This window comes from Pseudomonas sp. CC11G (assembly GCF_056174845.1).
Genome location: NZ_JBWBZC010000016.1, coordinates 39,178 through 58,855, shown reverse-complemented (window position 1 = coordinate 58,855; position 19,678 = coordinate 39,178). Strand labels below are relative to the sequence as shown.

Annotated in this window: 20 protein-coding genes and 2 pseudogenes; 14 read left to right on the top strand and 8 right to left on the bottom strand. The window is 60.3% G+C overall.

All coding sequences use genetic code 11. The features are described 5' to 3' along the window. Positions 1 to 8: 8 nt before the first annotated feature. Both AC0V2S_RS18415 and AC0V2S_RS18410 read right to left on the bottom strand, forming a co-directional pair. Positions 9 to 494, bottom strand: coding sequence for a glutathione peroxidase (locus AC0V2S_RS18415; RefSeq protein ID WP_475510990.1), 486 nt, complete (start codon positions 492 to 494; stop codon positions 9 to 11). A 65-nt stretch (positions 495 to 559) separates the two neighbouring features. Continuing rightward, the gene (locus AC0V2S_RS18410) at positions 560 to 1,771 is read right to left on the bottom strand and encodes a YbfB/YjiJ family MFS transporter (RefSeq protein WP_475510989.1); all 1,212 of its coding nucleotides are present in this window, start codon (positions 1,769 to 1,771) and stop codon (positions 560 to 562) included. A 140-nt stretch (positions 1,772 to 1,911) separates the two neighbouring features. Here AC0V2S_RS18410 and AC0V2S_RS18405 point away from each other — a divergent pair, with 140 nt between their 5' ends. Continuing rightward, positions 1,912 to 2,496 carry a TetR/AcrR family transcriptional regulator gene (locus tag AC0V2S_RS18405; RefSeq protein ID WP_475510988.1) on the top strand — a complete coding sequence of 195 codons (585 nt, stop codon included), beginning with the start codon at positions 1,912 to 1,914 and terminating at the stop codon, positions 2,494 to 2,496. 17 nt (positions 2,497 to 2,513) lie between these two features. On the opposite strand, the gene AC0V2S_RS18400 is transcribed toward AC0V2S_RS18405, so the two are convergent. Beyond that, positions 2,514 to 2,771, bottom strand: a complete 258-nt coding sequence (locus tag AC0V2S_RS18400) for a transmembrane sensor/regulator PpyR (protein ID WP_475510987.1) — start codon at positions 2,769 to 2,771, stop codon at positions 2,514 to 2,516. Between the two features lie 227 nt (positions 2,772 to 2,998). Here AC0V2S_RS18400 and AC0V2S_RS18395 point away from each other — a divergent pair, with 227 nt between their 5' ends. Next, positions 2,999 to 3,745, top strand: a complete 747-nt coding sequence (locus AC0V2S_RS18395; RefSeq protein WP_475510986.1) for a substrate-binding periplasmic protein — start codon at positions 2,999 to 3,001, stop codon at positions 3,743 to 3,745. 10 nt (positions 3,746 to 3,755) lie between these two features. On the opposite strand, the gene AC0V2S_RS18390 is transcribed toward AC0V2S_RS18395, so the two are convergent. Next, a complete protein-coding gene (locus tag AC0V2S_RS18390) occupies positions 3,756 to 4,967 on the bottom strand; it encodes a PilT/PilU family type 4a pilus ATPase (RefSeq protein ID WP_475510985.1) in 1,212 nt (403 codons plus the stop codon). 285 nt (positions 4,968 to 5,252) lie between these two features. Here AC0V2S_RS18390 and AC0V2S_RS18385 point away from each other — a divergent pair, with 285 nt between their 5' ends. Beyond that, complete coding sequence (locus AC0V2S_RS18385) at positions 5,253 to 5,660, top strand: hypothetical protein (RefSeq protein ID WP_475510984.1); 408 nt, start codon at positions 5,253 to 5,255, stop codon at positions 5,658 to 5,660. Positions 5,661 to 5,712: 52 nt separating this feature from the next. Further along, a complete protein-coding gene (locus AC0V2S_RS18380; RefSeq protein ID WP_475510983.1) occupies positions 5,713 to 5,991 on the top strand; it encodes a peptidylprolyl isomerase in 279 nt (92 codons plus the stop codon). A gap of 85 nt (positions 5,992 to 6,076) precedes the next feature. Here AC0V2S_RS18380 and AC0V2S_RS18375 read toward each other — a convergent pair. Beyond that, positions 6,077 to 7,302, bottom strand: a pseudogene (locus AC0V2S_RS18375) (acyl-CoA dehydrogenase). A 160-nt stretch (positions 7,303 to 7,462) separates the two neighbouring features. On the opposite strand from AC0V2S_RS18375, the gene AC0V2S_RS18370 reads away from it, so the two are divergent. The 10 genes and pseudogenes from AC0V2S_RS18370 to AC0V2S_RS18325 all read left to right on the top strand — a co-directional run bounded on the left by AC0V2S_RS18370 (position 7,463) and on the right by AC0V2S_RS18325 (position 17,472). Then, a complete protein-coding gene (locus tag AC0V2S_RS18370; RefSeq protein ID WP_271197012.1) occupies positions 7,463 to 8,371 on the top strand; it encodes a LysR family transcriptional regulator in 909 nt (302 codons plus the stop codon). Positions 8,372 to 8,444: 73 nt separating this feature from the next. Further along, positions 8,445 to 8,849 (top strand): MbcA/ParS/Xre antitoxin family protein, encoded by a 405-nt coding sequence (locus AC0V2S_RS18365; protein WP_475510982.1) that lies wholly within the window; start codon positions 8,445 to 8,447, stop codon positions 8,847 to 8,849. After that, positions 8,833 to 9,526 (top strand): annotated as a pseudogene (locus AC0V2S_RS18360) (RES family NAD+ phosphorylase). Before AC0V2S_RS18365 ends, AC0V2S_RS18360 begins: the two are co-directional and overlap by 17 nt. Before the next feature lie 22 nt (positions 9,527 to 9,548). Then, positions 9,549 to 10,199: a DUF502 domain-containing protein gene (locus AC0V2S_RS18355; RefSeq protein ID WP_475510981.1), complete on the top strand. Its 651-nt coding sequence runs from the start codon at positions 9,549 to 9,551 to the stop codon at positions 10,197 to 10,199. Positions 10,200 to 10,290: 91 nt separating this feature from the next. After that, on the top strand, positions 10,291 to 10,665 hold the full coding sequence (locus tag AC0V2S_RS18350) for a MerR family transcriptional regulator (protein ID WP_475510980.1): 375 nt from the start codon (positions 10,291 to 10,293) through the stop codon (positions 10,663 to 10,665). Positions 10,666 to 10,713: 48 nt separating this feature from the next. Next, positions 10,714 to 11,877 (top strand): isovaleryl-CoA dehydrogenase, encoded by a 1,164-nt coding sequence (locus AC0V2S_RS18345; RefSeq protein WP_475510979.1) that lies wholly within the window; start codon positions 10,714 to 10,716, stop codon positions 11,875 to 11,877. A 126-nt stretch (positions 11,878 to 12,003) separates the two neighbouring features. Further along, positions 12,004 to 13,611, top strand: coding sequence for a carboxyl transferase domain-containing protein (locus AC0V2S_RS18340; RefSeq protein WP_475510978.1), 1,608 nt, complete (start codon positions 12,004 to 12,006; stop codon positions 13,609 to 13,611). 119 nt (positions 13,612 to 13,730) lie between these two features. Next, positions 13,731 to 14,531 carry a gamma-carboxygeranoyl-CoA hydratase gene (locus AC0V2S_RS18335; protein WP_475510977.1) on the top strand — a complete coding sequence of 267 codons (801 nt, stop codon included), beginning with the start codon at positions 13,731 to 13,733 and terminating at the stop codon, positions 14,529 to 14,531. Beyond that, entirely contained in the window at positions 14,528 to 16,462 is a 1,935-nt protein-coding gene (locus AC0V2S_RS18330; RefSeq protein WP_475510976.1) for an acetyl/propionyl/methylcrotonyl-CoA carboxylase subunit alpha, read from the top strand. Before AC0V2S_RS18335 ends, AC0V2S_RS18330 begins: the two co-directional genes overlap by 4 nt. 107 nt (positions 16,463 to 16,569) lie before the next feature. Then, positions 16,570 to 17,472, top strand: a complete 903-nt coding sequence (locus AC0V2S_RS18325; RefSeq protein ID WP_475510975.1) for a hydroxymethylglutaryl-CoA lyase — start codon at positions 16,570 to 16,572, stop codon at positions 17,470 to 17,472. A gap of 116 nt (positions 17,473 to 17,588) precedes the next feature. Here AC0V2S_RS18325 and sixA read toward each other — a convergent pair whose 3' ends face one another. From sixA to AC0V2S_RS18310, 3 genes are read right to left on the bottom strand one after another with little or no spacing between them, the layout of a single operon-like run. Further along, positions 17,589 to 18,047: a phosphohistidine phosphatase SixA gene (gene sixA, locus AC0V2S_RS18320; protein ID WP_475510974.1), complete on the bottom strand. Its 459-nt coding sequence runs from the start codon at positions 18,045 to 18,047 to the stop codon at positions 17,589 to 17,591. Continuing rightward, positions 18,047 to 18,397 (bottom strand): DUF4389 domain-containing protein, encoded by a 351-nt coding sequence (locus AC0V2S_RS18315; protein WP_475510973.1) that lies wholly within the window; start codon positions 18,395 to 18,397, stop codon positions 18,047 to 18,049. The genes sixA and AC0V2S_RS18315 overlap by 1 nt, the downstream gene beginning before the upstream one ends. 28 nt (positions 18,398 to 18,425) lie before the next feature. Continuing rightward, positions 18,426 to 19,448, bottom strand: coding sequence for an NAD(P)H-dependent glycerol-3-phosphate dehydrogenase (locus tag AC0V2S_RS18310; protein ID WP_475510972.1), 1,023 nt, complete (start codon positions 19,446 to 19,448; stop codon positions 18,426 to 18,428). Positions 19,449 to 19,678 lie beyond the last annotated feature (230 nt).

Sequence of the window (19,678 nt, the reverse complement as noted above, 5' to 3'; positions counted from 1 at the left end):
CACAAGGCTCACTTGAGCAGCGCTTCGATCTCGCTGGTCAGTTCTTCAGGTTTGGTCAGAGGGGCAAAACGTTTGACCACTTTACCGTCGGCACCGATCAGGAACTTGGTGAAGTTCCATTTCACGCCTTTGCTACCCAGCAGGCCTGGGGCGCGCTTTTTCAGCTGGACGAACAGCGGGTGGGCGTCGGCGCCGTTCACGTCGATCTTCTTGAACAGCGGAAAGCTCACGCCGTAGTTCAGTTCGCAGAACTCGGAAATCGCGCCTTCGTTGCCCGGCTCTTGCTTGCCAAATTGGTTGCACGGGAAACCGAGAATCACCAACCCCTGGTCTTTATAGGTCTGCCACAGCTCTTCCAGGCCTTTGTACTGCGGGGTGAAGCCGCATTTGCTGGCCGTGTTGACCACCAGAACGGCTTTGCCGCCGAAATCGGCCAGGGTTTTTTGCTCACCTTTGATGGTGGTGGCGGGAATGCTGAACAGGGTGTCGCTCATGGGGCAGGCTCCGAGAAATAGGAAAGGACCGCAACAAGATAGCTAACGATTCAATTGTGTGCAATTTACTTGTTAGTCATCTTCTTGGCCGGGCGGACAAAATCCAGCAGTAACGCCAACAGCACCGCGCCCCCACCGATCGCAAACAGCAGCGTGTAATTGCCGCCGCTGGCCGCATATAGATAGGAATACGCGTAACCAGCCAACGCCTGAAACAACGCAAAGGCTGTGGTCGCGCGGCTCCAGGCATGATTTTGCGCACTCAAGTCGCCGGGTAGCAGGTGCTGAATACGCCCCAGATTGACCGGCACGATGCCCGGCGGAAACGAACCAATCACCAACACCGCAACGACCAGCGCCGGCGCGCTATGGTTCAACGCCAACAAGGCAATGGCCAAGGCCTGCACGCCCAACACCACGCGGCTGGTAGTACCAAAGCCGATACGGTCGGCCAGTGCGCCGTAAACCATCGGGCCCAGAATCGCGCCAATGCCGTACACCACCCACACCATCGCCCCCCAGTGCGCGCCCCATTGCAGACCACGGGCAACGTAGTCCACCAGGAACACCATCATCGGCACCAGGGCCACGGCCATCAGCGCGTATTGGGCATAGAGCAGCTTCATCGCCGCTGGCGTTTTACCGGCTGCGCCCTGCACTACCACCGGTTTCGTTTCCGGCAGCAGCGGCCAGCCGGCCCAGCTCACAGCGGTCAACAGCGCAGACAGCACGCCCAAGCCAATCCAGGTTTGCTTTAAGCCAAGATTGAGCAACAACGGCACCAAGGTGCCGGAAGCGGCGATTCCCAACCCCAGCCCCAGGAAAATCGCGCCACTGGCCAAGCCTTTACGCTCGCCAGGAATAAAGGGCAGCACGCTGGTAGCCGCCAGCACCATGATCGCCCCGCCCGCCAGGCCGGACACAAACCGCCAGGCGAAGAACCACAACACCGATACCGGAAACGCACACGCCAGAAATGCCAGCGACGCCAGCGCCATCATCAAGCGCAGCGTCCATGGCCCACTCAAGCGCCGCGCCAGCGGCCGGCCACTCAACGCGCCAGCCAGGTAACCCACCAGATTGGCGGCGCCGAGGTACATCACGTCGTTAGCGGAAAACCACTGCGCTTCGATCAACGACGGAATCAAGGGCGTGTAGGCAAAGCGCGCCAGGCCGATGCCCACCAGGCTTGCACACAGGCCGGCGAGGATCGCGTGCATCACGCTGGGTTGGCGGAAACTGGCGATTGCGGGGGTCACACTGGTTTGACTGGACATACAGGGCTCACTCGAAAAAGGCTGATTGGCTGTCCGCGCCATCTTTGACATACCTGTCATGGTTGCTAGTGTTGGTATCAATCCAATGCCCTGTCAAGGCATTATTGACAGCACTGACAAACAAGAGTGGAATCAGCCCCATGGCCGGAATACGTCAATTCAACGAAGAACAAGCCCTGGAGCGCGCGCTGGAAGTTTTCTGGCGCAACGGCTACGGCGCGACCTCTATGCCCGAACTTGCAGAGGCCACCGGGGTGCAACGCGGCTCGCTGTACAACGCCTACGGCGATAAACAGGGCCTGTTTCTGGCGGTGTTCGCCCGCTACCAGCAAGGCTTTCTCGCGGCGGCCTGCGAAACGCTTAAACCGGCTGACACCCGCGCTGCGCTTAAAGCCTTTTTCACCTTTGCTATCGCCTCGATGAAATCCGGCGAGGCGGCGCGCGGCTGCCTGTCGACGAAAACCGCGGTCGACGAAAACGCCACTGCCGAGCCGATTCGCGAGGTTTTGCGGGGGATGATTGATGGGTTGGAATCGTTGTTGGCCGACCGCTTGAGTCAAGCGGCTGAGCCCCTGGCACTGGCGATACCAGAGGCCGCCCGGCTGCTAGTCACGCTAACCCGCGGCATTGTGGTGATCGAGCGGTTGTACCCGGAGAGTGAACGCCTGCAGACCACCGCCGATGCGCTGGTGGACCTGATTGTACCGGCGCCCTTGCCGCGCTGATCGGGCGCTGCACGTCATCACGCGTTGGCGCAGGCCACAAGCGCTTGAAGTTTTTTGAGGTTGTAGTGGGCAATCAACCGCATCACATAACCGATTTTCAGCGCAGTTGGGCCGAGAATCACCCCGGCGTGGGCAGCAACCAAAGTTGGCAGGCTCAGGCGGCCTTCGTAGCCGTACGCAACAAACACGCCCACCACCAGCAGCACCAGGCCGCCGAGCAACAGTTGGTTGGAAATATGCAGCACGTTTTTAGGGCAGCTGAGATAGGTAAACATGGTCGATTCTCCGATTGAGTGAGGAGGCTTCTGCCTTGCACACCTTGGAGATATCAGAATCTGTGCCAAGTTTTATATCGTTAAACATCAATGCTTTAGAAAATACAAAGTCAAAAGGACTCACACCTAAAAAACGTCACAATGACTACAACGAGTCATAAAGACATCAAGCGCAACGCTGCCCGGCAACGCCTATACTGCTCACACTGCCCACAACGGATTCCACCATGCGGTTTAACCGTGTCTGCCTGCTGCTTGGGCTATTTGCCACCGGCGCCTTTGCCGAGCAGCCCACCGTCGAGATCTTTATTCCGGACGCCATGCCCTTGGTTGCCAGCCACGACCCCATGGGCCATGGCTTGATGGGTGACGTTGCCCTGGAAGCGCTCAAGCGCGCCGGCTACCGCGTCACGATAAAAACCGAGCCCTGGCTGCGCGCCCAAAAGCGCGTACGCGAAGGCCACAACCTGATGCTGGTACCGCTTTCACGCACACCAGAACGGGAGGACAAATACACCTGGGTCGCTTCCGTACTGCCCCTGGCCCGCGCGTTTTTCACCTTTGATGCACCGGTGCAAACGTTCGAACAGGCACGCACTCGCTACCAACGTATCGGCGTGAGTATCGGCACCGCCCAAGAGGAAATTCTTCGCGCCAATGGCTTTCAGAGCGAGCAGATCTACTCGTTGCAACTAGGCGATCATCCTCTGAAATTGCTAGAACTGAACCGCATCGACGCCTGGTTCACCACCGTGCCGGAAGGCGAATACCACTGGGCGCGCAGCAGTAGCCGCCCGCTAGTGAAGAGCCCGGAAATGGCAACTACCGACCTATATGTTGCCTGTTCTAAAAGCTGTGACGCCGACCTGGTAAAGGCGGTGCGCACGTCCGCCGAGAAGATGCGCGCCGATGGCAGCATGGCGCGCATCATTGACCGCTATCTAAAGCCCACACCCCCGCCCAATAACCAGTAAAAGCCGGCGATCAGATGCCGTGGCGACCAGGGTCTTCTGGCGGTGGTGGCGTGTCATCTTCGATATCTTCCAGCGTCAGCTCCATACCCCAATCGCCGGCATCGGCCAACTTGGCCACTGGCGCAGCCGGAGCGGCCACTGGCGCGGCGGCGGCCGCAGGCGTTTCGCGATACAGCTTGAGCTTGAGGCGCACGTTGTTGGCCGAGTCGGCGTTTTTGACCGCTTCCTCTTCATCGATAGCACCTTCGTTCACCAGCTCGATCAATGCCTGATCGAAGGTCTGCATGCCAAGGTTGCGCGACTTCTCCATGATTTCCTTGATCTCGCTAAGCTCACTGCGCTTGATCAGATCCCGCACGGTCGGGGTACCCAACAACACTTCCACGGCGGCGCGGCGCTTGCCATCGGTGGTTTTCACCAATCGCTGGGAAACAAAAGCCTTGAGGTTGTTACCCAGGTCATTGAGCAACTGCGGGCGGCGCTCTTCCGGGAAGAAGTTGATGATGCGGTCCAGCGCCTGGTTGGCGTTGTTGGCATGCAAGGTGGAAATGGCCAGGTGACCGGTATCGGCAAAGGCCAGGGCGTGTTCCATGGTTTCGCGGTCGCGAATTTCGCCGATCAGAATCACATCCGGGGCCTGGCGCAGGGTGTTTTTCAGCGCCGCGTGGAAGCTGCGGGTGTCTACGCCCACTTCGCGCTGGTTAATGATCGACTTCTTGTGCCGGTGCACATACTCCACCGGGTCTTCGATAGTGATGATATGGCCGCCGCTATTGCGGTTGCGGTAGTCGATCAGCGCGGCCAGCGAGGTGGATTTACCCGAGCCAGTGCCACCGACAAACAACACCAGACCGCGTTTTTCCATCACGGTTTTCAGCAGAATTTCCGGCAGTTTGAGGTCTTCAAACTTGGGAATTTCCATCTTGATATTGCGCGCCACAATCGACACTTCGTTGCGCTGCTTAAAGATGTTGATACGGAAACGGCCGATGCCAGCCAGGGAAATGGCCAGGTTCATCTCCAACTCACGCTCAAACTCTACCTTTTGTGCAGAGTCCATGATCGCGTCGGCCACCGCCGCAATTTCACCCGACTTCAACGGCTCGGCACTCAGCGGCTTGAGCACGCCATTGAACTTGGCACAGGGCGGCGCGCCCGTGGACAGGTAGAGATCTGAACCATCCTGGGTCGCCAGAATTTTCAGCATCGGGTTCAAGTCCATGGGAAACATCTCCTTGGGTCGGTGGAGTTAATACGGTAGGCCAAAGTGAGCGAAATACTCAGCAGGTATTTGGCGTCATTTTTGCGACGCCGCAGATATTGGCATACTCCAGCGCCCAAGCGTTTAGCTCGCGCCTTGCAACTGCGACGAAGGCTGCAAAAAAGTTAACGCAACGGACACACACCTAGTCCGCACCCCACTCCGTTAACGGGCGCCGTGAAGTGTTCAGCTGCAGGTTTTGCGAGGACGATAGGCCAACTGCTTATTTAAGGAAGTAATTGGCAGATGACCTATATGAAGCGAGCTCATTGCCCGATGCGTGAAACGCAAATCCCTATCCCCTGGCGTGACAATTCAGTACGCCGTGGCAATATTGGTCGTACTACACCGCCCGGAGCAAACGCCATGGAAATTCGGTTGGCAAAGCTTGAAGAAGCCATTCCTGAGATACGGCAGAGTTTGGCGCGGATCGAAACCACGCTCATTTCTTTCGATAAACACGTGTTCCCGCACCTCGCAACCAAAGCCGACCTCAGCAACGAAGTTGCGGCTACCGGCCTGGCCGTAGCCAACTTCCGCACCGAAATCACTCGGCTCGAAGGCTCGATGATCAAATGGTTTATCGGCACCACGATGCTGCTGGTTGGCGGGTTCGGCGCCATTGCATTTGGCCTTGCCCGTGTACTCAAGTAACGCCTGCCGTTAAAGTTTCGCCTTACCCGTCTTACCCAACACAGGAACCCCCATGTCAAAAGCAATGGCCCGCCACATTCTGGTGAAAACCGAGGCCGAAGCCGCCGCACTGAAAAAACGTATCGCCGCTGGCGAGGCGTTTGATGTGCTGGCTAAAAAACACTCCACCTGCCCGTCCGGCAAAAAAGGTGGCGACCTGGGTGAGGTGCGGCCGGGGCAGATGGTGAAATCCATCGATTCGGTGATTTTCAAGAAGGAACTGCGCACAGTGCACGGCCCGGTAAAAAGCCAGTTCGGCTATCACCTGGTGCAGGTGTTCTACCGGGATTAAGCACCGCGATTAAACACTTCGATTTCCAAACATAAAAAAGCCCGCCGCGGTTAACCCGGGCGGGCTTTTTAGTTAGCGCTAAGCCTTAGTGGCTTTTCACCAGGTCTTTCGGCATGTGTTTGCCGATTTCAAACTTGCCGATCGCTGCGCGGTGCACTTCGTCCGGGCCGTCGGCCAGGCGCAGGGTACGTTGCATGGCGTACATGTAGGCCAGCGGGGTGTCGTTGGAAACACCGGCGCCACCGTGCATTTGAATGGCACGGTCGATCACGCGCAGGGCCACGTTCGGCGCCACAACCTTGATCTGAGCGATTTCGCTCTTGGCCACTTTGTTGCCCACGGTGTCCATCATATAAGCCGCTTTCAGGGTCAACAGGCGAGCCATGTCGATCTCCATCCGCGAGTCGGCAATGATGTCGATGTTGCCGCCCAGGCGAGCCAGTGGCTTACCGAAGGCAGTACGGCTGACGGCACGTTGGCACATCAATTCCAGGGCGCGTTCGGCCATGCCGATGGAGCGCATGCAGTGGTGAATACGGCCTGGGCCAAGGCGACCCTGAGCGATTTCGAAACCACGGCCCTCACCCAGCAGCACGTGATCGTAAGGAACGCGGACGTTTTCAAAGAGAACTTCGGCGTGACCGTGCGGCGCGTCGTCGTAACCGAACACCGGCAATGGACGCAGAATTTTTACCCCGGGGGTGTCGGTCGGTACCAGGATCATCGAGTGCTGCTGGTGACGCGGACCATCCGGATCGCTCAGGCCCATGAACACCATGATTTTGCAGCGCGGGTCGCAAGCACCCGAAGTCCACCATTTGCGGCCATTGATGACCCACTCGTCACCCACGCGCTCGGCACGGGCTTCCATGTTGGTGGCATCGGAGGATGCAACCCCCGGCTCGGTCATGGCGAAGGCGGAGCGGATTTCGCCAGCCAGCAGCGGCTCAAGCCAGCGCTTCTTTTGTTCTTCGTTGGCGTAACGCACCAACACTTCCATGTTGCCGGTATCCGGGGCCGAGCAGTTGAACGGCTCGGAGCCCAGCAGCGAGCGACCCATGATTTCGGCCAGCGGCGCGTATTCCATGTTGGTCAGGCCGGCACCCAGTTTCGATTCCGGCAGAAACAGGTTCCACAGGCCCGCGGTTTTGGCCTTGGCTTTCAGCTCTTCCATGATCGCGGTGGGCTGCCAGCGATCACCTTCGTTCACTTGAGCTTCGAACACCGCTTCGGCGGGATAGACATATTCGTCCATGAATGCGGTAACGCGTTCGCGCAGTTCTTGAACCTTGGGGAGTAAGCGAAATCCATCGGAGACACCTTCTGACGGGCTGTTGGTGAGGTTGGAAAAGATCCTAGATCAGCGATGAAGATTTATCTAACCTATTCTCGGCGTGTATAAACATTCATCACCGATATATGATTGGCTGATACTGAGCACAATCCCAATAAGATCAGGAGCGCGTTGGCAATGAATTTGAGCAAGGTCGATCTCAACCTTTTTATCGTCTTCGACGCCATCTATACCGAAGCCAACCTGACCCGTGCGGGGCAGATTGTCGGCATCACCCAACCTGCCGTTTCCAACGCCCTGGCGCGCCTTCGCGAAACCTTCAACGACCCACTCTTTGTACGTACGGCGCAAGGCATGGTGCCTACGCCCATGGCGCAGAACATCATCGGCCCGGTCCGCAATGCCCTGTCGCTGTTGCGTGTATCGGTGCAGGAAAGCCGCACGTTTAACCCGCTGCAGGCGAACAAGACCTACCGCATCAGCATGACCGACCTCACGGAAGAGATCATTCTGCCGCCGCTGTTCCAGCGCCTGCGTCGCCAGGCGCCGTCGGTGCAGATCGAGAGCTTTCTGTCCAAGCGTCGCGAAACCACGAAAGAGCTGGCAGCTGGCCGCCTGGACTTCGCCGTCGACGCGCCGCTGAACACCGACCCGCAGGTGCGCCACGTCAAGCTGCTGTCTGACCGTTATGTCTGCGCCATCCGCAAAGGTCACCCGCTCGCCAAGGAAAAACTGACCCTGGATGAGTATATGTCGCTCACCCACATTCACATTTCCAGCCGCCGCAGCGGCTTGGGCTATGTCGACCTGACCCTTGGCAAAATGGGCATTCAGCGCAAAATCGCCCTGCGCTCGCAGCACTACCTCATGGCCTCGATGGTGATGCTGAAAACCGACATGGCCATGACCGTGCCGGAGCGCTTCGCCCGTAGCCATGACCTGCATTACGTAGGCGTACCGGTAGAAGTGCCGGCCGTGGAAACCCACCTGTACTGGCATGAAAGCACCGACCAGGACCCGGCCAACCGCTGGATGCGTGAACAGATGATCGAATTGGCGCAGCAAGTGAGTGCACAGGAAGCCTGATATAAGAATGACGGTTGCGAGCGCTCCACAAACGGACTAAAGTCTTTATTAAGTCCACTTGTGGAGAGTCATCATGTCACTCGCCAGCCCTTCAAACAGCGCCGCCCTGGATCTCGATTCGGCACATGCCGGCCACGTGGCGCTGAAGTTCTTCTTCAATCTGATGGAAAAATGGAACTGCTCGGTGGAAGAACAGACCGTGCTGCTTGGCTCCATCGGCCGCAGCACGCTGTACAAATACCGCCAGTTGCCGGAAATCCGTCTGCCGCGTGACACCCTTGAACGTGTGTCGTACCTGATGGGCATTCACAAGTCCCTGCACATTTTGTTTGGCGACAAACCGTCGACCTACGAATGGATTCGCAAGGCAAACAGCGAAGCGCCTTTCAACGGCCTCAGCGCCTTACAGTTAATGCTGGCCGGCGGCGTGATGGATATTGCCGTGGTTCGTCGTTACCTGGATGGAGTACGTGGTTGAAACAACCCACTCAAATTCTGCCCCATGGATGAGGGCCTATCGCATCGTTTCCAGCGCCTTCCCGCCGATTTCGGTGTTTGAAGATGTGCTGGACCCGGCCGATCTGGAAACAGCCTTTCTCATTGAAAGCCTAACCAACGACCGGCTGCGCGAAGAGGCTGGCTTGCTCAACCATGTCGCCCCGAAGACGTGTGTGCGGGCCGGGCGCCTCACCGCTGATGGCGGCCTTTACCCATGTGGGCGCCAAAAGCCGCTTCACCGACGGTCAATACGGCGTGTACTACTGCGGCAACAGCCTGCAGACCGCCATCGCCGAAACCCGCTACCACCGCGAACGCTTTATGCGCGCCACCCAGGAGCCGAGCATGGAGCTGACCTTGCGCACTTACGTGTGCAAAGTCGTTCAGCCGCTAGACGATATCCGCCAGGGTTTCGACGAACTCTACGACCCCGATCCCGACGCCTACGCCCTGCCCCAGCGCTTTGCCGCCGACCGCCGCAAGCAGCGCTCGTGGGGTTTGCTGTACCGCAGCGTGCGGCATGCCGAGGGCGAATGCGCCGCGCTGTTCCGCCCGCCGGCGGCCAGTTTGCCGGTGCAGGGCGAGCACCTGCGTTATGTGTGGGATGGTCAGTTGCAACAAATCACCCAGGTTTTCACTCTCAAGGCAATCGCTTGATTGCCTACCCTCGGACGTATCGATGCTGAAGAAGAGCTTTAACTCCCTGCTGACCACTTGGTTGGCGGGGCTGATCGTATTGCTGCCGCTTACATTGACCCTCGTGCTACTCACCTGGGTCGCCAGCCTCCTAAACCGCATCATCGGGCCGTCCACTTACATCGGCGGCGTATTCGCGGCCATGGGGCAACCTTTTGCCACCAATACCTACCTGGCGTACGGCCTGGGCACTGTGTTGCTGGTGGTCGCCATTTATGTGCTGGGCCTTGGTGTTCAGCTGGGCTTGCGCAAGCCGCTGGCTTGGCTGACCGACATGACCCTGCGGCGCATCCCACTCTTCGGCAAGCTATACAACCTCGCCGACCGCTTCGTGGCACTGCTGGATAAAAAAGAAGGCGCCGATATCAATGCCATGAGCCCGGTGTGGTGCTTTTTTGGCGGCGACGGTGTGGCCGTTCTGGCGCTGATGCCCAACCCCGAACCCATCGATATCGACGGCCGTCATTACTACGCCGTCCTGGTGCCTACCGCCCCTATCCCCATTGGCGGCGGCCTGCTTTACGTGCCGGTGGAATGGGTGAAACCGGCCAATATCGGCGTCGATGCCTTCACCAGCATCTACGTATCCATGGGCATCAACCCGCCTCCGCAAAGCCCACTCAAAACCGAATAGTCGACGCTCTAGCATAAAAAACCGTCTTGACGCTGTAGGGAAAGGTGCTTTACGTTAACGTAAAGGTAAACACCCCCTAGAGCGTTTTCCTATGTCGACGTACAGCATTTCCGATCTGGCCCGCGAGCTGGATATCACCACCCGCGCCATTCGCTTCTATGAAGAGCAAGGCATGCTCAACCCCGAGCGCCGTGGCCAGGAACGGGTTTATTCGGCGCGCGACAAGGTGTCGTTGAAGCTGATTCTGCGCGGCAAACGCATCGGCTTTTCCCTGGCCGAATGCCGCGAGCTGATCGAGCTCTACGACCCCAGCGGCAACCACAAACAACTCGAAACCTTTATGCGCAAGATCGCCGAGCGCCGCGAACAGCTGCGCCAGCAATTGCTCGATATCGAACAGATGCAACTGGAGCTGGATACCGCCGAAGAGCGCTGCCTGGCCGCCATGGCGCAAATTCCCGCCTAACAATCGTTCCCGGCGCAAGCCCAACAAAAATAATCAGCAGGTGCCCCAATGAGCTATCCCTCCCTGAACTTCGCCCTCGGCGAAACCATCGACATGTTGCGCGACCAGGTGCAAGCCTTCGTCGCCGCTGAACTGGCGCCCCGCGCCGCCGCCATCGACAGCGACAACCTGTTCCCCGCCGACATGTGGCGCAAGTTTGGCGACATGGGCCTGCTCGGCGTCACCGTCAGCGAGGAGTACGGCGGCGCTGGCCTGGGCTACCTGGCCCACGTGGTGGCCATTGAAGAAATCAGCCGCGGCTCGGCGTCGGTCGGCCTCTCCTACGGCGCGCACTCCAACCTGTGCGTCAACCAGATCAACCGCAACGGCACCGCTGCGCAAAAAGCCAAGTACCTGCCCAAGCTGATCAGCGGCGAGCACGTTGGCGCGCTGGCCATGAGCGAGCCCAACGCCGGCTCCGACGTGGTGTCGATGAAGCTGCGCGCCGACAAGCGTGGCGACCACTACGTGCTCAACGGCAGCAAAACCTGGATCACCAACGGCCCGGACGCCAGCACCTACGTCATCTACGCCAAAACCGATCTGGAAAAAGGCGCCCACGGCATCACCGCCTTTATCGTCGAGCGCGATTGGAAAGGTTTCTCGCGCAGCAACAAATTCGACAAGCTCGGCATGCGCGGTTCCAACACCTGCGAGCTGTTTTTCGACGACGTTGAAGTGCCGGAAGAAAACATCCTCGGCGTGCTCAATGGCGGTGTGAAAGTGCTGATGAGCGGCCTGGATTATGAGCGCGTCGTTCTGTCCGGCGGCCCGATTGGCATCATGCAGGCCTGCATGGACGTGGTAGTGCCTTATATCCACGACCGTAAACAGTTCGGCCAGTCCATCGGTGAATTCCAGCTGATTCAAGGCAAAGTCGCCGACATGTACACCCAACTCAACGCCAGCCGCGCCTATCTGTATGCCGTGGCCAACGCCTGCGATCGCGGCGAAACCACCCGTAAAGACGCCGCCGGGGTGATTCTCTACAGCGCCGAGCGCGCCACGCAGATGGCCCTGGATGCGATCCAGATTCTCGGCGGCAACGGCTATATCAACGAATTCCCCACCGGCCGCCTGCTGCGCGACGCCAAGCTCTACGAGATCGGCGCCGGCACCAGCGAAATCCGCCGCATGTTGATTGGCCGCGAGTTGTTTAACGAAACCCGTTAAATGAACCGCCACCCGTAGGAGCGAGCTTGCTCGCGAAGCTGTTGATCTACCAAAGAGCTTCGCGAGCAAGCTCGCTCCTACACCAACAGTGCTGCCCCCAAAGATTCGCTTTTCCAGGAGCGCCCCATGGCCATCCTTACCACCCAGATCAACACCCGCAGCCCCGAGTTCGCGACCAACACCGGCGCCATGCTCGAGCAGGTCAACCACCTGCGCACCCTGCTCGCCCAGGTGCAACAAGGCGGCGGCGCCAAGGCGCAGGAACGCCATACCTCGCGCGGTAAATTGCTGCCCCGCGAACGTATCAACCGCTTGCTCGACCCAGGCTCGGCCTTTCTCGAAATCGGCCAGCTCGCCGCACATGAGGTGTACGGCGAAGACGTCCCGGCCGCCGGCGTCATTGCCGGTATCGGCCGCGTCGAGGGCGTGGAGTGCATGATTCTGGCCAACGACGCCACAGTAAAAGGCGGCAGCTATTACCCGCTGACGGTGAAAAAACACCTGCGCGCGCAAACCATCGCCAAGGAAAACCGCCTGCCGTGCATCTACCTGGTGGACTCCGGCGGCGCCAACCTGCCGCGTCAGGATGAGGTGTTCCCCGACCGCGAACACTTCGGCCGCATCTTCTTCAACCAGGCCAATATGAGTGCCCAGGGCATTGCGCAAATCGCTGTGGTGATGGGTTCGTGCACTGCCGGCGGCGCCTACGTGCCGGCCATGTCGGACGAAACCATCATGGTCCGCAACCAGGCCACCATCTTCCTTGCAGGGCCACCGCTGGTGCGTGCCGCGACCGGTGAAGTGGTCAGCGCCGAAGACCTCGGTGGCGCGGATGTGCACTGCAAAACCTCCGGCGTGGCCGACCACTATGCCGAAGACGACGAACACGCCCTGGCCCTCGCCCGCCGCTGCATCAGCAACCTCAACTGGCGCAAGCAAGGCCAATTGAACAGCCGCCCGGCGCAACTCCCGCTGTACGCCAGTGATGAGTTGTACGGCGTGATTCCCGCTGACGCCAAACAGCCCTTCGATGTGCGCGAAGTGATTGCGCGTCTGGTCGACGGCTCGGTGTTCGACGAATTCAAAGCCCTGTTCGGCAGCACGTTGGTGTGCGGCTTCGCCCACCTGAATGGCTACCCGCTAGCGATCATTGCCAACAACGGCATTCTGTTCGCCGAGTCGGCGCAAAAAGGCGCGCACTTTATCGAGCTGGCCTGCCAGCGCGGCATTCCGCTGCTGTTTCTGCAGAACATCACCGGCTTTATGGTCGGTCAGAAATACGAAGCCGGCGGCATCGCCAAGCACGGCGCCAAGCTGGTGACCGCCGTGGCGTGCGCCAAGGTGCCGAAATTTACCGTGATCATCGGCGGCAGCTTTGGTGCCGGTAACTACGGCATGTGCGGCCGCGCCTACGACCCGCGCTTTCTATGGATGTGGCCCAACGCGCGCATCGGCGTAATGGGCGGCGAGCAGGCTGCCGGCGTTTTGGCCCAGGTGAAGCGTGAGCAAGCCGAGCGCAGCGGTCAGCAGTTGAGCGCCGAGGAAGAAGCGGCCATCAAACAGCCGATCCTCGCCCAGTACGAGCAGCAGGGGCACCCCTACTACTCCAGCGCCCGCCTCTGGGATGACGGCGTGATCGACCCGGCGCAAACCCGCGACGTGCTCGCCCTGGCCCTGTCCGCCAGCCTGAATGCGCCCATCGAGCCGACCCAATTTGGTGTATTCCGGATGTAGCGTTGAGCGCTTTTTATGGTGGGAGAGGCTTAAGCCTCGATAGATCTCAAACCAATCAAAAGCATCGAGGCTGAAGCCTCTCCCACAGGGAGCAGCGCAGCCCTTTAGAGAATGTGGCAATGACTGAATTCACTACTATCGAACTCGATATCTCCAGCAACGGCATCGCCACCTTGTGGCTCAACCGCCCGGAGAAAAACAACGCCTTCAACGCCGAGATGATCCGCGAGTTGATCCTCGCCCTGGACACCATCAAGGCCGACCGCAGCCTGCGTTTTGTGCTGCTACGCGGCCGTGGCAAGCACTTCTGCGCCGGCGCCGACCTGGCCTGGATGCAGCAATCCGCCGCGCTGGACTACAACGCCAACCTCAACGACGCCCGCGAACTGGCCGAGCTGATGCACAGCCTGTATCACCTCAAGCTGCCGACGCTCGCCGTGGTGCAAGGCGCGGCATACGGCGGCGCGCTGGGGCTTATCAGCTGCTGCGACATGGCCATCGGCGCCCGCGATGCGCAGTTCAGCCTGTCGGAAGTGCGCATCGGCCTGGCGCCGGCGGTGATCAGTCCGTTCGTGGTGCAAGCCATTGGCGAACGCGCCGCCCGCCGTTACGCGCTGACCGCCGAACGCTTCGACGGCGAACGCGCGCAACAGTTGGGTCTTTTGGCCGAGTGTTATGCGCCGGAGCAGTTGGAAACCGAAGTCGGCAACTGGACCGCCAACCTCCTGCTCAACAGCCCGCAAGCCATGCAGGCGAGCAAACAGCTGATGCAGGAAGTGGGCAGCGGCGTGCTGACCCCGGCCCTGCGCCGCTACACCGAAAACGCCATCGCCCGTATCCGCGTCAGTGCCGAAGGACAGGAAGGGTTGAACGCCTTCCTCAGTAAGCGCAAACCCGCCTGGCAGGAGCCTCAGTCATGATCAACCGTCTCTTAGTCGCCAACCGTGGCGAAATTGCCTGCCGCGTCATGCGCACCGCCAAGGCTTTGGGCATTAGCACCGTGGCCGTGCACAGCGCCATCGACCGCAACGCCCGCCATGTGCGCGAGGCCGACCTGGCCGTTGACCTGGGCGGCGCCAAGCCGGCCGAGAGTTACCTGCTGGTGGACAAACTGATTGCCGCGGCCAAAGCCAGCGGCGCTCAGGCGATTCACCCCGGCTACGGCTTTCTCTCGGAAAACGCCGGCTTTGCCCGCGCCATTGAAGCCGCCGGGCTGCTCTTTCTCGGCCCGCCCGCCTCGGCCATCGACGCCATGGGCAGCAAGTCCGCCGCCAAGGCGCTGATGGAAAAAGCCGGCGTGCCGCTGGTACCCGGCTATCACGGCGACGCGCAGGACATCGCCACTTTCCGCGACGCCGTCGAACGCATCGGTTACCCGGTGCTGCTGAAGGCCACCGCCGGTGGCGGCGGTAAAGGCATGAAGGTGGTGGAGCAGGAAAGCGAACTGGCCGAAGCCCTGGCATCGGCCCAGCGTGAGGCACTGTCTTCGTTCGGCAATAGCCAGATGCTGGTGGAAAAATACGTGCTCAAACCCCGGCACGTGGAGATTCAGGTGTTTGCCGATCAGCACGGCAACTGCCTGTACCTCAACGAGCGCGACTGCTCGATTCAGCGCCGCCACCAGAAAGTGGTCGAAGAAGCCCCCGCCCCCGGCCTGAGCCCCGAACTGCGCAAGGCCATGGGCGAGGCGGCGGTAAAAGCGGCGCAAGCCATCGGTTATGTCGGCGCTGGCACCGTGGAATTCTTGCTGGATGCGCGCGGCGACTTCTTCTTTATGGAGATGAATACCCGCCTGCAGGTCGAGCACCCGGTTACCGAAGCCATCACCGGCCTCGACCTGGTGGCCTGGCAAATCCGCGTGGCCCGTGGCGAAGCGCTGCCGCTCACCCAGGACCAGGTGCCGCTGATTGGCCATGCCATTGAAGTGCGCCTGTATGCCGAAGACCCGCAAAACGACTTTCTGCCGGCCACCGGCACGTTGCAGCTGTACCGCGAATCTGCGCCTGGCGAAGGCCGGCGGGTGGACAGCGGCGTGGCCGAAGGCGATCAGGTATCGCCGTTCTACGACCCTATGCTGGGCAAGCTGATTGCCTGGGGCGCCAACCGCGAAGAAGCGCGCCTGCGTTTGCTGGCCATGCTCGACGAGTTTGCCGTGGGCGGGGTGAAAACTAACCTGGCCTTCTTGCAACGCATCCTCGCCCACCCGGCGTTTGCGGCGGCGGAACTGGATACCGGATTTATTCCGCGTTACCAGGAACAGCTTCTGCCGGCGCCGAGCGAACTGCCACAGGCGTTCTGGCAACTCGCCGCACGCGCCTGGCAACTCACACAAACACCCCGCCAGCGTAGCGATGATCCCCATGCATCCTGGGCTACCGGCACTGGCTGGCGTGCCGGTTTGCCGAGCGAAACCGATCTGCACCTGACCTGTGGCGGCGAACAACAGGTGGTGCGCCTGCGCGGCGAAGATGCCAGCGTGCAGCGCCGTGGTGACCACGTGCAGGTAGAACTCGACGGCCTGCGCCGCCAACACCTGGCCATCCGTCAGGGCGCCACACTGTTTCTGCAGTGGCACAACGAACTGCACGCCGTGCAACTTTTCGACCCGATTGCGGCTGCGCAAGCCAGCCATCAGCAACACGGCGGGCTGACGGCGCCCATGAACGGCAGTATCGTGCGCGTTCTGGTCGAACCCGGCCAAACCGTACAAGCCGGCACAGCGCTGGTGGTGCTGGAAGCGATGAAGATGGAACACAGCATCCGCGCGCCGCAGGACGGTATCGTTAAAGCGCTGTATTGCGCGGAAGGCGAGATGGTGCCTGAGGGTGCGGTGTTGGTAGAGCTGGAATAGACGTAAAGCTATCGAGGCTGAAGCCTCTCCCACATTGGATTTGCGGACCTTGTGGGAGAGGCTTCAGCCTCGATGCTCTTGTACTCGATAGATTTTTGGAGATTGCTATGTCCTTGCCCTCCCACGTCCGCCTGGTCGAAGTTGGCCCGCGTGATGGTTTGCAGAATGAAAAACAGGCCATCAGCGTCGAGGCCAAAGTGCGCCTGGTGGACCAGTTGTCCGCTGCCGGCCTGGGCTATATCGAGGTGGGTAGCTTTGTTTCGCCCAAGTGGGTGCCGCAGATGGCCGGCTCGGCCGAGGTGTTTGCGCAGATCCAGCGCAAGCCCGGCGTTGTCTATGGCGCACTCACGCCGAACCTCAAAGGCCTGGAAGCGGCTATCGAGGCCGGCGTGACCGAAGTGGCGGTGTTTGCCGCCGCCTCTGAAGCCTTCTCGCAAAAGAACATCAACTGCTCCATCGCCGACAGCCTGGCGCGGTTTCAGCCGGTGATGGAGCTTGCCAAACAGCACCAGATTACCGTGCGCGGCTATGTGTCCTGCGTGCTGGGCTGCCCGTATGAAGGCGACGTGGCGCCGGAGCAAGTGGCCATGGTTTCGCGCGAGCTGTTTGCCATGGGCTGCTACGAAGTGAGTTTGGGCGACACCATCGGCACCGGCACGCCAAGCAGCACCCGCAAGATGTTCGAGGTGGTAGGCCGCGATATTCCGCGCGCCAAACTCGCGGGGCATTTCCATGACACCTATGGTCAGGGGCTGGTGAATATCTATGCCAGCTTGCAGGAAGGGATCGCGGTGTTTGACAGCTCGGTGGCTGGTTTAGGCGGTTGCCCGTATGCCAAAGGCGCTACCGGCAATATCGCGACGGAAGATGTGCTGTACATGCTTAACGGGATGGGCATTGAGACCGGCATCGACATGGCCCAGCTGATTGCTGCCGGCCAGGGGATTTGTGAGGTGCTGGGCAAGGCTAATGGGTCGCGGGCGGCGAGAGCGGTTTTGGCGAAGCAGTAGAGGTTTTTCTCATCCGAGATTCTGGATCCCGGCCTGCGCAGGGATGACGGTAGTTTTGAAAAGAACGCCGTCGTCCCGGCGCAGGCCGGGACCCAGAATCGCGAAGAGCACGACAACTACTGCGGATGCACCAACGCCAACAACTGCATCAACCCCGCCGCCGCAAAATCCCCCTCCAACTCTGCCAGGCTAGCCGTGCGCATCGGCAACGGCTGCTGGCGATGGCCGTGAATCAGCAGCCCGCCCAACTCACCCAGAAACGGGTTATGGCTGACCAGCAGAATCTCGGCATCGTCGCGCTCATCCAGATAGCTCAACGCTTCACGCACATCGCTATCGGGTGTGGCCCACGGCGCCGTACCCACGGCACCACGAAAACCGATGGCCTGGCGCACCAGTTCAGCGGTTTGCTGCGCGCGCAGATAAGGACTGGCGAGAATGGCCGACAACGGCCGCCCTTCCAGCTGCACCGCGCTGTGCAGGACCTCTTCACGGCCACGGGGCGTCAGCGGTCGCTCGGCATCGCTGGGGGCTTGGGGAAAGGCTTCGCCGTGGCGCAGTAGCCACAGGCGCATCAGAGCTTGGGCTCTTCGTCGCGCACCGGGTGCGGCGCTGGCGGAATGCTATGGGCGACTTCGCCATCCGGGGCACGGGCGGTCGGCCAGTCGGCAAACGGCCAGGGCTTTTCTTCGGTATTGAAGGTGCCGAAGCGGCCGATCTGCGCCAGGTATTGGCTCACGCTGTCGCCAAAGGCCAGAAAGCTGGCATTCGGCGCGCCGTAGAACAGGCGGTACACCAACTGGATCAGCACCGCGAACCCCAACAACGTCGCCGCAATCTGCCAGCACAGGGTGAACACCAGCATCCAGACGATGCGCAGACCAATGGACTCGCGCTCCAGGCTCTTGTCGAGGTTGTCGCTCATGGCACTCTCCCTATCACTCAGTAACGATTCAAAAGCCGGTAGTGGAAATAAAGTCGACGTCGGTTTTCGGCTCGGCCAGCATCAGCCGCTCGATTACCTGGGCCAGCGTGCGGCCTTCGAACAGAATGGCATGCAGGCCCATAACCAGCGGCATATAGGTTTGCAGCTGCTCGGACTTCACCTTGAGCACTTTGAGCGTGTTCACGCCCTCCGCCACTTCGCCCAGACGGGTGACGGCTTCTTCAAGGCTCAAGCCTTCGCCCAAGGCGTAGCCCACCTGGAAGTTGCGGCTTTTCGGCGAGGAGCAGGTGACGATCAAGTCGCCGACGCCGGCCAGGCCGAGAAAGGTCATGGGGTTGGCGCCCAGCTTCACTGCAAAACGGGTCATTTCCGCCAGGGCACGGGTGATCAGCATGCTCTTGGTGTTCTCGCCCATTTCCAGCGCAGCGGCCATGCCGGCAATGATGGCGTAGACGTTTTTCAGCGCCCCACCCAGCTCGACGCCAAAACGGTCGCCACTGGCATACACGCGGAAGGTGCGGCCGTGCAACGCGGCTTGCACACGCTGGCAGAGTTCGTCGTCTTCGCTGGCGACTACCGTGGCGGTCAGCTCATGGGCAGCGATTTCCTTGGCCAGGTTCGGCCCGGAGAGCACGCCGATACGCGCCTCGGGGGCGATTTCTTCGATGATCTGGCTCATCAGCTTGAAGGTTTGCGCTTCGATGCCCTTGGTCAGGCTGACCAGCAGTTTGCCGGCCAGCACGTCGGCGAACGGCTGCAGCACGCTGCGCAAGGCGCTGGAAGGCAAGGCGACGAACACCAGCTCGCAGGCATCCAGGGTGGCGGCCAGGTCGGTAACGGCATCGACGTTCGGGTGAATTTTCACTCCTTTAAGGTAGCGCGGGTTTTCCCGATTGGTGCGGATGGCTTCGGCCTGCTCGGGGTCGCGCATCCATTGGCGCACCGGGTTGCCGTTCTCGGCCAGAAGGTTGGCAATGGCGGTGCCGAAGCTGCCGCCGCCAAGAACTGCAATGGGTTGCTGAACTGTCATAACCAATCCGTAGTGGGCCATTGTGCATGGCGGGCTGCGGGCATTATTACGGAGCAACTGCGCTGCGACCAGTGTTGCGCGCTACCCTTTGCGGGGGCTCACGCAAAAACGACAGGAGCGCCGCGCCGACAGCCGCGTGAACGGGTAGACTTGCCCGCTTTAAATAACATCCCGCAGCGCCAGACGTGGACATGGTTGTTCATGTGATGGGAGCGAAGGAGAGTACGTAT

What these genes read in the sequence shown, in the direction of transcription:
- sixA (WP_475510974.1), bottom strand. Translation starts at nt 18,047, where the DNA reads ATGCGCCTGTGGCTACTGCGCCACGGCGAAGCCTTTCCCCAAGCCCCC.
- AC0V2S_RS18325 (WP_475510975.1), top strand. Translation starts at nt 16,570, where the DNA reads ATGTCCTTGCCCTCCCACGTCCGCCTGGTCGAAGTTGGCCCGCGTGAT.
- AC0V2S_RS18350 (WP_475510980.1), top strand. Translation starts at nt 10,291, where the DNA reads ATGTCGACGTACAGCATTTCCGATCTGGCCCGCGAGCTGGATATCACC.
- AC0V2S_RS18315 (WP_475510973.1), bottom strand. Translation starts at nt 18,397, where the DNA reads ATGAGCGACAACCTCGACAAGAGCCTGGAGCGCGAGTCCATTGGTCTG.
- AC0V2S_RS18400 (WP_475510987.1), bottom strand. Translation starts at nt 2,771, where the DNA reads ATGTTTACCTATCTCAGCTGCCCTAAAAACGTGCTGCATATTTCCAAC.
- AC0V2S_RS18415 (WP_475510990.1), bottom strand. Translation starts at nt 494, where the DNA reads ATGAGCGACACCCTGTTCAGCATTCCCGCCACCACCATCAAAGGTGAG.
- AC0V2S_RS18345 (WP_475510979.1), top strand. Translation starts at nt 10,714, where the DNA reads ATGAGCTATCCCTCCCTGAACTTCGCCCTCGGCGAAACCATCGACATG.
- AC0V2S_RS18395 (WP_475510986.1), top strand. Translation starts at nt 2,999, where the DNA reads ATGCGGTTTAACCGTGTCTGCCTGCTGCTTGGGCTATTTGCCACCGGC.
- AC0V2S_RS18390 (WP_475510985.1), bottom strand. Translation starts at nt 4,967, where the DNA reads ATGGACTTGAACCCGATGCTGAAAATTCTGGCGACCCAGGATGGTTCA.
- AC0V2S_RS18410 (WP_475510989.1), bottom strand. Translation starts at nt 1,771, where the DNA reads ATGTCCAGTCAAACCAGTGTGACCCCCGCAATCGCCAGTTTCCGCCAA.
- AC0V2S_RS18385 (WP_475510984.1), top strand. Translation starts at nt 5,253, where the DNA reads ATGACCTATATGAAGCGAGCTCATTGCCCGATGCGTGAAACGCAAATC.
- AC0V2S_RS18380 (WP_475510983.1), top strand. Translation starts at nt 5,713, where the DNA reads ATGTCAAAAGCAATGGCCCGCCACATTCTGGTGAAAACCGAGGCCGAA.
- AC0V2S_RS18370 (WP_271197012.1), top strand. Translation starts at nt 7,463, where the DNA reads ATGAATTTGAGCAAGGTCGATCTCAACCTTTTTATCGTCTTCGACGCC.
- AC0V2S_RS18340 (WP_475510978.1), top strand. Translation starts at nt 12,004, where the DNA reads ATGGCCATCCTTACCACCCAGATCAACACCCGCAGCCCCGAGTTCGCG.
- AC0V2S_RS18355 (WP_475510981.1), top strand. Translation starts at nt 9,549, where the DNA reads ATGCTGAAGAAGAGCTTTAACTCCCTGCTGACCACTTGGTTGGCGGGG.
- AC0V2S_RS18330 (WP_475510976.1), top strand. Translation starts at nt 14,528, where the DNA reads ATGATCAACCGTCTCTTAGTCGCCAACCGTGGCGAAATTGCCTGCCGC.
- AC0V2S_RS18335 (WP_475510977.1), top strand. Translation starts at nt 13,731, where the DNA reads ATGACTGAATTCACTACTATCGAACTCGATATCTCCAGCAACGGCATC.
- AC0V2S_RS18365 (WP_475510982.1), top strand. Translation starts at nt 8,445, where the DNA reads ATGTCACTCGCCAGCCCTTCAAACAGCGCCGCCCTGGATCTCGATTCG.
- AC0V2S_RS18405 (WP_475510988.1), top strand. Translation starts at nt 1,912, where the DNA reads ATGGCCGGAATACGTCAATTCAACGAAGAACAAGCCCTGGAGCGCGCG.
- AC0V2S_RS18310 (WP_475510972.1), bottom strand. Translation starts at nt 19,448, where the DNA reads ATGACAGTTCAGCAACCCATTGCAGTTCTTGGCGGCGGCAGCTTCGGC.